6 protein-coding genes are annotated in these 10,268 nt (G+C 71.7%); 4 read left to right on the top strand and 2 right to left on the bottom strand.

The genetic code is table 11. From position 1 onward, the window contains the following. The first annotated feature begins 42 nt into the window (after positions 1-42). Genes IGS67_RS10635 through IGS67_RS10645 form a run of 3 tightly spaced genes read left to right on the top strand, consistent with a single transcriptional unit; the run spans position 43 to position 4,075 of the window. On the top strand, positions 43-1,659 hold the full coding sequence (locus IGS67_RS10635) for an amidohydrolase (protein WP_192280644.1): 1,617 nt from the start codon (positions 43-45) through the stop codon (positions 1,657-1,659). Further along, on the top strand, positions 1,656-3,272 hold the full coding sequence (gene lnt, locus IGS67_RS10640; RefSeq protein WP_328742415.1) for an apolipoprotein N-acyltransferase: 1,617 nt from the start codon (positions 1,656-1,658) through the stop codon (positions 3,270-3,272). Before IGS67_RS10635 ends, lnt begins: the two co-directional genes overlap by 4 nt. Positions 3,273-3,274: 2 nt before the next feature. After that, on the top strand, positions 3,275-4,075 hold the full coding sequence (locus IGS67_RS10645) for a polyprenol monophosphomannose synthase (RefSeq protein ID WP_192280650.1): 801 nt from the start codon (positions 3,275-3,277) through the stop codon (positions 4,073-4,075). Positions 4,076-4,166: 91 nt separating this feature from the next. Here the strand turns inward: IGS67_RS10645 and IGS67_RS10650 are convergent, their stop codons facing one another. Next, positions 4,167-4,511, bottom strand: coding sequence for an RNA polymerase-binding protein RbpA (locus tag IGS67_RS10650; RefSeq protein WP_102508689.1), 345 nt, complete (start codon positions 4,509-4,511; stop codon positions 4,167-4,169). Positions 4,512-4,918: 407 nt separating this feature from the next. Between IGS67_RS10650 and IGS67_RS10655 the strand changes: the two genes are divergently transcribed. Beyond that, positions 4,919-7,279, top strand: coding sequence for an ATP-binding cassette domain-containing protein (locus IGS67_RS10655; RefSeq protein WP_192280653.1), 2,361 nt, complete (start codon positions 4,919-4,921; stop codon positions 7,277-7,279). A 50-nt stretch (positions 7,280-7,329) separates the two neighbouring features. Here the strand turns inward: IGS67_RS10655 and helR are convergent, their stop codons facing one another. Next, on the bottom strand, positions 7,330-9,522 hold the full coding sequence (helR, locus tag IGS67_RS10660) for an RNA polymerase recycling motor ATPase HelR (protein WP_192280656.1): 2,193 nt from the start codon (positions 9,520-9,522) through the stop codon (positions 7,330-7,332). Between the last annotated feature and the right edge of the window lie 746 nt (positions 9,523-10,268).

Below are 10,268 nucleotides of genomic sequence, written 5' to 3' on the forward strand. Positions count from 1 at the left end.
GTCGGTGCGGGTGAGACGGTCGACGTGGCATATCGTCAGGTCGTGAGCTCGATCCTCTTCCGCAACGGCGTCGTGCACTCGCCCGCCGATCCTTTCGCCGAGGCGGTGCTCGTCGAGGACGGTGTCGTCGCCTGGCTCGGCGCCGAGGACACGGCCGACGGCTTCGCGAAGCGTGCCGACCGTGTCGTCGATCTCGACGGTGCGCTCGTTGCCCCGGGCTTCGTCGACTCGCACGTGCACCTGCTGCGCACGGGCGAGGTGCTCGACGGCCTCGACGTGGGGGCGGCGCGCTCCGCGAGCGATCTCGCACGGATCGCGCGCGAGCGCGCGACGTCCTCCGAGGGGCCCGTCGTGGGTCACGGCTGGGACGAGTCCAGGTGGGAGGAGGTGCATGCGCCCTCCCGTGCCGCGCTCGACGACGCGGTGGGGGAGCGCGAGGCGGCCTTCGTTCGCACCGACCAGCACTCGAGCCTCGTCTCGACGTCGCTCGCCGCACGCCTGGGACTCGCCGACCTCGGCGGGTGGAGCCACGACGGACCGGTGACGGGAGCGGCCCACGCCGCCGTCGCCGCGTACCTCGCGGAGCATGCGGCGCGTCGGCACGCCGAGCTCACCGATCTTGCGCTGCGCACCGCGGCGGAACGCGGCATCGTTGCGGTCCACGAGATGTCGCTGCCGGGCATGGACTCCCGGGCCGGCCTCGCCGACCTGCTCGCGCGCACGGCCGACGCGTCGTCGGGGCTGCCGCTCGTCGTCGGGTACCGCGGCGAGCTGTGCGAGACGACGACCGACGTCCAGCAACTGCTCGACGACATCCCCGGACTTACGGGCGTCGGCGGCGACCTCGCGGTCGACGGCTCGCTCGGCTCGCGCACGGCCGCGCTCGCCGCACCGTACGCGGACGACCCCCAGGGTGGGGCGGGTTCGCTCCACATCTCGGCAGAGCAGATCACGATGCACGTCCTCGCAGCGACCCGCGCGGGCGTCCAGGCAGGTTTCCACGCGATCGGCGACCGCGCGCTTCAGGAGGTGCTGCTCGGGCTCGAGACCGCCGCTGACCTCGAGGGGCTCGCGGCGGTGCGAGCCCGCGGCCACCGGGTCGAGCACGCGCTGCTCGTCGGTGCTCCGGCTCTCGCCGCGCTCGTCCTGCTCGGCCTGCGGCTGTCGGTCCAGCCGGCGTTCGACACGCGCTGGGGCGGCCCATCGGGCATGTATGCGTCGCGCCTCGGAGCGACGCGTGCCACCGACACGACGCCGCTCGCCGACCTCGCGGGCGCGGGCGTCCCCCTCGCGCTCGGGTCCGACACCCCCGTGACACCGTTCGACCCGTGGGCGGCCGTCGCCGGGGCGCTCCTGCTCCACTCTGCCGACCAGCGCATCTCGGCGCGCGCCGCGTTCCGCGCGCACACGCGCGGCGGCTGGCGCCTCGCGAACCTCGACCACACGGGTGCCGGTGAGATCCGTCTCGGTGCTCCCGCGCACCTTGCGGTGTGGCGCTCCGCGCACCTCGCGGTCCAGGGTCCGCAGACGCCGGGGACGTCGTGGAGCACGGACGCGCGCGCGGGCACGCCGCTCCTGCCTGCGCTGGGCCCCGACGAGCCCGCTCCCACCTGCCACATGACGCTGCGTGACGGCGTCGTCCTCCACGAACGATGGTGACGGCACGTACGGGCCGGCGACCTGCTCCAGCGCCCACCGCGCCGGAGCCGACCGACGCCCGCAGGGTCCCAGGCTTCCTCGTCGCGTCACTCGCAGCCCTCGGCGGCTGGGTGACGAACCTCGGTTTCCCCGACACGGACGTGTGGTGGCTCGCGATCCTCGGCGTGGCGCTCCTCGCGGTGACGTTTCACGCCACCGGCACCGACGGCCGGAACGCGTGGCGCTCGGCGGGGCTCGGGTTCGTGTGGGGGATGGCGTTCTTCCTGCCGCACATCGTCTGGGCCGACGTCTCCGTCGGTGCGCTGCCCTGGGCCGCGCTGTCCGTCGCCCAGGCCGGCATGGTGGCCCTCGCCGGTGCCGCATTCGCGTGGGCGCGCCGTGCCCCGTGGCTCGCCCGCCGTGAGTGGCTCCAGCCCGCGGTGCTCGCGGTCGTGTGGACCGCAGTCGAGCTGCTGCGCTCGCACTACCCGTTCGGTGGCTTCCCGTGGGGTCGCATCGCGTTCTCGCAGGCAGGTTCCCCGTTGGGCCGGCTCGCCTGGCTCGGGGGCGCGCCCCTCGTGTCCGCCGCGACCGTGTTCGTCGCCGGGCTCCTCGCGTTCGGCGTCGTCCGGCTCGTCCAGCTCCGCCTCACCGGGCCTGCAGGCGCGGTCATCGTCGCGGCTGCCGTGGCCGCGTCGGGCATGTTCGTGCCGGTGGCGACACGGGCCGAGACTGGCACGCTCCGTGTCGGAGCGGTGCAGGGCAACGTCGCGGAGCCCGGGTCGGGGTCGTTCGGGCACCAGCTCGAGGTGACGGGCAACCACGTCGACGGCACGCACGCCGTCGCCGAGCGCGCGGGAGAGGGCGGTCTCGACCTCGTCGTCTGGCCCGAGAACGCGTCCGACGTCGACCCGCGCGCGAATACGCAAGGCCACGCGCTCATCGAGCAGGCCGTCGAGGCAGCCGGGGTCCCCCTGCTCTTCGGGACGCAGGAGTACGTCGAGGGTGGCCGCTATAACCAGGCCGTGCTGTGGACGCCCGACGCGGGCATCACGCAGGTCTACGCCAAGCAGGTCCCGGCGGCGTTCGCCGAGTACATCCCGTGGCGCGGGCTCTTCGAGAAGCTCTCCGACAAGGTCGCTCTCGTGCAGACCGACATGCTCCCCGGAACCGAGGTCGGGGCGGTCCCTGTGCCGGTCGAGCGGCTGGGACGCGACGTCGTCGTCGCACCCATCATCTGCTTCGAGGTCGCGTACGACCGGATCGCCCGCAGCGCGGTCCAGGCCGGGGCGGAGCTCCTCCTCGTCCCGACGAACAACTCGAACTTCGGCTACACCGCGGAGTCGACCCAGCAGCTCGCCATGACGCGGCTCCGCGCGATCGAGACGGGGCGCGCCGCGATCCAGATCTCGACGGTCGGCGTGAGCGGCGTCGTCGACCCTGCCGGCCGTGTGCTCGAGCGCACCGGGCTCTTCACGGCCGAGCAGCTGCTCGCCGAGGTCCCCCTGAGGACGTCGTCGACCCCGGCGGTCGTCCTCGGCGGCTGGATCGAGCTTGCCGTCGCTCTCGGAGCGTCTCTGCTCGTCGGAGTCGGTATCGTCTCCGGTGCCCGTTCCCGTTCACGAAGGAAGTGACGATGTCCGCCACCGACGGCGCACGACCTGGGGACGCTCCGCGTACCCTCGTCGTCGTCCCCACCTACAACGAGTCGCTCACGCTCCCGGGAACGGTCGGGAGGTTGCGTGCCGCGGCACCATGGGTCGACGTCCTCGTCGTCGACGACGGCAGTCCCGACGGCACCGGTCGCCTCGCGGAGGAGATGGGGGAGGTCGACCCAGCCATTCACGTTCTCCACCGCGAGGGCAAGCAGGGGCTTGGCACCGCGTACGTCGCCGGCTTCGGCTGGGCGCTCGAGCGCGGCTACGAGATCATCTGCGAGATGGACGCCGACGGCTCGCACCGTCCCGAGCAGATGCCCGACCTCCTCGCGCGGATCTCCGCGGACCCGCGGGTGGACCTCGTCATCGGGTCGCGCTGGGTGCCCGGGGGAGAGGTCGAGAACTGGCCGAAGCACCGCGAGGTGCTCTCGCGGGGTGCGAACCTCTACACGCGCGTCATGCTCGGCATGCCGGTGGGCGACGCGACCGCTGGGTTCCGGGCGTTCCGCGCGGAGATGCTCGAGCGGCTCGACCTGCCGTCCGTGTCCTCGCAGGGCTACTGCTTCCAGGTCGACATGACCCGTCGCGTCGTCGAGGCAGGCGGCAAGGTGGCCGAGGTGCCGATCACGTTCGTCGAGCGTGAGGCCGGTGTCTCGAAGATGAGCCGGAACATCATCGTCGAGGCCCTCGGCAAGGTGACCGTGTGGGGCGTGCAGAAGCGTGCACGTCAGGTGCGCGGGCTCTTCCCCGGTGGCTCGAAGGGCGCGTCCGCGCGCTGACCGACATGCCGAAGGGGCCCCGACCAGGTGCGGTCGGGGCCCCTTCGACGTTCTCCGTGCGGCGCTCGTGACGCCGTCGGAGGGGGTGCGCTCAGGCGGAGCGGCGGAGCTTTCCGGCGCGCAGGAGACCGAGACGCTCGTCGAGCAGCTCCTCGAGCTCGGAGATCGTGCGCCGCTCGAGCAGCATGTCCCAGTGCGTACGCACGGGCTTGGTCGCCTTGGGCTCAGGCTTGTCCGCGTCCCGCAGGAGCGCGGTCTCGCCGCAACGGCACTCCCACTCGACCGGCACGTCGGCCTCGGTCGAGAACGGGAGGATGATCGTGTGACCGTTGGGGCAGTCGTAGTGCGCCTGGAAACGCGGGGCAAAATCGACGCCCTCGTCGTTCTCCATGCTCTTCGCGCCGATGCTCATTCCACGCAACGACCGGTCGGCCATCTCGTCCTCCAAAGGGCTGTTGTGCAGCAGGGGTGTCCAGTCGGGTCAACGCCACGGCCGCTGCAGACGTTCCCGGTGGCCGTGAAGGTCCCGTGAAACGCTGAGCGGGGTCGTGATGTCGGCCGTCGCCGGTGTCGCTCCGGCTCGTCGGACGGGCTGGGCCGCCGCACGGGGCGGCGGTGCTAAGGGCGGGTCCGCCGAGGGCGGACCCGGCCAGGCGGGCGCACGGGACCTTTCGTCCTGTCTCACGAATTGTGCCGTGGAAAACCTCGCCGGACCAGAGGAGACTCTATCCCGGATCGCCACGCCGCCGGGGGAGGCCCCGGGTGACGATGCTCACCCGGGAAGCCCTTCGCACCCCCGTGACGTGTGAGGATGGCCCGACGAGCTCGACGAGGGGACGGACGATGAACGCCACGCGGCACATCGCGGACAGGCACGATCTCATCCGGGTGCGGGGCGCCCGGGAGAACAATCTCAAGGACGTGTCGGTCGACATCCCCAAACGCAGGCTCACGGTCTTCACGGGCGTCTCGGGGTCGGGCAAGAGCTCGCTCGTCTTCGACACGGTCGCGGCCGAGTCGCAGCGCATGATCAATGAGACGTACTCGGCGTTCCTCCAGGGGTTCATGCCGACGCTCGCGCGTCCCGAGGTCGACCACCTCGAGGGGCTGACGACCGCGATCATCGTCGACCAGGAGCGACTCGGTGCGAACCCGCGCTCGACGGTCGGCACGGTGACGGACGTCAATGCGCTCCTGCGCATCCTCTTCTCGCGCCTCGGCGTGCCGCACGTCGGTGGGCCCAACGCGTACTCGTTCAACGTCCCGACCGTCCACGCGAGCGGCGCGATGACCGTCGACAAGGCGAACGCCAGGGCGGTGCGCACGACGTTCACGCAGACGGGCGGCATGTGCCCGCGCTGCGAGGGACGCGGACGTGTCAACGACATCGACCTCGACGAGATCCTCGACGCCGAGCTCTCGCTGCTCGACGGTGCCATCAAGGTCCCCGGGTACACCGCGGACGGCTGGTACGTGAAGATCTACGCCGAGTCGGGGCTGCTCGACGGCCACAAGCCGATCAAGGACTACTCCGAGCGCGAGCGGCACGACCTCCTCTACAAGGACGCCGTGAAGATCAGGTACGGCAGCAACAACTTCACGTACGAGGGCCTCATCCCGAAGATCAGCAAGTCGATGCTCACGAAGGACACCGAGGCGATGCAGCCGCACATCCGGGCGTTCGTCGAGCGGGCGGTGACGTTCCGGACGTGCCCCGACTGCGAGGGCACCCGGCTCACGGCGGCAGCGCGCGGCTCGAAGATCGAGGGCCTCTCGATCGCGGACGTGTGCGCGCTGCAGATCACCGACGTCCTCGCCTGGGCGGAGAAGATCTCGGACCCGGGCGTCGCGCCCCTCGTCGCAGGGCTGCGGGAGGTCCTCGGCCACTTCGTCCAGATCGGTCTCGGCTACCTCTCGCTCGACCGATCGTCGGGCACGCTCTCGGGCGGTGAGGCGCAGCGCACCAAGCTCGTCCGCCACCTGGGCTCGGCGCTCACCGACGTCACCTACGTCTTCGACGAGCCGACGGTGGGCCTGCACCCGCACGACGTGCAGCGCATGAACGTCCTGCTCGAGCAGCTGCGCGACAAGGGGAACACGGTGCTCGTCGTCGAGCACAAGCCGGAGACGATCGCGATCGCCGACCACGTCGTCGACCTCGGCCCGGGTGCAGGATCGGCCGGCGGGACGATCACGTTCGAGGGCACGGTCGACGAGCTGCGCGCCTCGGACACGCGCACGGGACGTCACCTCGCGTACCGTGCGTCCGTCAAGGATGACGTCCGCACACCGACGGGAACGCTCGAGATCCGCGGTGCGTCGACCCACAACCTCCGGGACGTCGACGTCGACCTACCGCTCGGGGTCCTCACCGTCGTCACGGGCGTCGCCGGCTCGGGCAAGAGCTCGCTCGTCCACGGGTCCGTCGCAGGCCGCGACGGTGTCGTCGTCGTCGACCAGGGCGCGATCAAGGGGTCGCGACGCTCGAACCCGGCGACGTACACGGGGCTCCTCGAGCCCGTGCGCAAGGCGTTCGCCAAGGCGAACTGCGTCAAGCCTGCGCTGTTCTCCGCGAACTCCGAGGGCGCGTGCCAGGCGTGCAACGGCGCGGGCGTCATCTACACGGACCTCGGCATGATGGCGGGTGTCTCGACGACGTGCATGGAGTGCGAGGGCAAGCGGTTCGGGGCGGACGTCCTCGAGTACCGGTTCGGCGGGCTCAACATCGCCGAGGTCCTCGCGCTCCCTGCCGCCGAGGCAGCGACGTTCTTCGGCGCGAGGGACTCGAAGGTGCCTGCGGCCCGCACGATCGCGGAGCGGCTCGTCGACGTCGGTCTCGGCTACGTGTCGCTCGGCCAGCCGCTCACGACGCTCTCCGGCGGCGAACGCCAGCGGCTCAAGCTCGCGACGCACCTCGGCGACGCGGGAGGGATCATCGTGCTCGACGAGCCGACGAGCGGACTCCACCTCGCCGACGTCGCCCAGCTGCTCACGCTGCTCGACCGGCTCGTCGACTCGGGGCGCAGCGTCATCGTCGTCGAGCACCACCAGGCCGTCATGGCGCACGCCGACCACATCGTCGACCTGGGGCCGGGCGCGGGCCACGACGGCGGACGGATCGTCTTCGAAGGGACGCCCGCCGAGCTGGTCGCGCAGCGCACGACCCTCACGGGCGAGCACCTTGCGCGGTACGTGGGCGCGTAGCGCGTCTTCGGCGGCTCTGGACGGTTCGGCGACGTGCTCGACCTCGGCGCTCAGCGGCCGTGCAGCACGACGAGCCGTGACGTCGCACGCGTCATCGCGACGTAGCGGTCGACGGCACCCGTGACGCCGCTGCCGAGCGCGTCGTCGTGGAGGACGACGAGGTCGAACTCGAGCCCCTTCGCCTCGACGGCTGACAGTGACCGCACGCGCGGGCCGTCAGGGACGGAGGGATCGCCGATGACGGCCGCCAGTCCGCCCGGTGACGCGTCGAGCCACTCGCGAAGAATCTCGTCGAGCGCCGTGCGCGGTGCGTGCAGGACCGGCACACCCGAGCGGCGGACAGCCGTCGGGACGTCCGCGTCCGGCAGGACGGCGCGGATGACGGGCGCGGCCTCCTCGAGGACCTCGGCAGGCGTGCGGTAGCCGACCGTGAGGGTCTGCACGCGGACGTCAGGCAGGCCTGCACGTCCGAGACGCTCGGCCCACGTGCCCTCGAACCCGTCGCGGGCCTGGGCGCGGTCGCCGACGACGGTGACCGACCGTGACGGGCACCGCCTCAGCGCCATGAGCCATGCAGCGTCCGAGAGGTCTTGGGCCTCGTCGACGACGACGTGCGCGAACGGTCCGTCGAGCGAGGCCCCGTCGACCGCGTCGTCTCCGTCGAGCAGCGTGTCCGCGAGATCGGGGTGGACGAGCTGCGCCATGAGGCCCTCGCCGCCGTCGTCGGACGCGCGGAGCTCGGCAGCCACCTCGGCGCGTACCCGGCGTTCCTCCTCGCGCTCGGCATCCGAGCGCGAGGCGCGGGCAGCCTCGCCGACGAGGGCGCGGGCCGCATCGAGCAGCGGGAGGTCCGCGAACGTCCACGCGGCGCTCGCGTCCCGCCGCAGGGCGGCTCGCTCGTCGGTCGTGAGTCGTGGTGCGCAGTAGCGAAGGTAGGCAGGGACGTCCCAGAGGTCCGCGACGACCTCGGCAGGGTCGAGGAGCGGCCACGCGCGACGCACCTGCCGGCGGAACGCCGGGTCGTGGGCGATCGCCGCGGCGAGGTTATCGGCGGCCGCGGGCGCGTGCGGCTCCTGGTGGCGAGCCGCGACGAGCGCCAGCTCGCGCACGAGGTCGTCGACGGCGAGGTTGTGGGGGAGTCCGGGCTCGAGGGCGTCGACGGCATCGGCCCAGTCGTCGGCCGAGAGCGTGAACGCTCCGATCGACGTCTCGACCTCGATGCCGTCGGCGGGAGCCTCCTCGAAGAAGCGCACGGCGGCCTCGACCGCGCGGACCATGGCACGCGAACCCTTGAGCCGAGCGACGACAGGATCGGCCTCGGGCACGGCCGTTGCGCCCTCCGGGACGAGGTCACGCAGCGTGCAGGTCGCGACGCCCTCGTCACCCAGGCCGGGCAGGACGTCCGCGACGTAGCCGAGGTACCGCTCCGACGGTCCGAGGACGAGCACGCCGCCGATACGCGGGTCGGCGTGCAGCAGGTAGGACGCGCGATGCAGCGCGACGACGGTCTTGCCGGTGCCCGGACCGCCGTCGACGACGAGTGCACCGCGCGCGTCCGCGCGGATCGCCTCATCCTGGTCGGCCTGGATCGTCGCGAGGACGTCCCGCATGCGGTCCGTGCGTTCACCCGCGAGCGAGGCGACGAACTGCGACTCGTCGTCGGGCACGAGACCGTCGGTCGGTGCCGCAGGGTCGAGGATCTCGTCCCAGAAGCCGCTGAGCCGGCCCGCGGTCCACCGGAAGCGGCGACGGCTCGCCACGCCGAGAGGTTCCGCGCGCGTCGCGGCGAAGAACGGCGCGGCGGCCGGCGTGCGCCAGTCGACGAGCAGGCGCGTCCCGTTCTCGTCGGCCAGACCCGTACGCCCGACGTAGACGGGTGCACCGCCGTCCGACGGGACGAAACGCCCGAGGCAGAGATCGACGCGCAGCAGTGCGAGCTGCGTCGTGCGGCTCGCGAGACGCCGCGCGGCCTGGTCGCGCTCGACTGCAGCGCGCCCGTCGCGCGCCTGGGTCGCCCGGGCGTCGGCGAGGCGAGCCTCGTGCGTCGCGAGCGTCGTGTCGAGCGCGTGCGCAATGGCCGCGAGGTGGCGGGCGTCGGATCCGATGAGCGCTTCCGTCGCGCGCGCACCCAGCCGCGCGACGTCGAGGACGTTGTCGAGGTGTGTGTCGAGGTCGGACGTCGTGGTGAAGTCAGAGGTCGTGGGGGAGTCGGAGGTGTGCGACGTGCGGGGTGTAGTGGGCATGGGGAGGCTCCGTCCGAGGTCGCGCGGGGCCGGACGTCCCGTCCTCCGCGTGGCCTGAGCGAGTGATTCTGCGCCCTGCAGGGGGCCTTGCGGCAAGCCCGGGTTCGTGGCATAACGTAGAGAGTGAGGGGAGCAGATTGCCTCCGATCTCAATTCATCCCATCTTTTTCGACCCGCCGTGACGGGCTGTATCGGTGGTGCCGTCGGGCCCGAGGGCGGATCGGATGCGGAGAGCCGGGCCGCCGGAGCTACAGGCTCGAGTGCGGGGCTGCGTGTGCACGAACCGTCGGAGCATCTGATCGTCGACGATCCAGGGCTGGCGGCTCAGACGCTGGTCGCGAACCCGGCGGCCACAACGGTGCGGCTTCGACGGCAACACGGTGCAGCCAGCAACGGCGACGGCGCGCGCTGCGCCCGTAGCTTCATCAGGGGCAGGATCCTGCGGCCGGCAGGCCCCTCCTCGGACGCCCTGCCTGTTCGCCGATAAGGTGCATTATGTCAGAACCTAGTCTGCGTATTGCATCAGATGAATCACCACGGTCCCCCGGGCGACATGGTGCTGCGAGACGTCTGGCGAGGGCTCTGACCTGCGCAGATGCCTCTCCGTACACGATGTCGAGCAGCGGTAAGGCGCCCGGGGCTGTGCGTGGACGCGTTTGAGCCGGTTACGCAGACAGGCTCTGTTGCAAAAATCGTGAAGCTTGAGCATGCTTGGCGGAGATTGGACGGACGGAACGATGACGGAT

The sequence above is a fragment of the Flavimobilis rhizosphaerae genome (assembly GCF_014852685.1).
Classification (GTDB): Bacteria; Actinomycetota; Actinomycetes; order Actinomycetales; family Cellulomonadaceae; genus Flavimobilis; species Flavimobilis rhizosphaerae.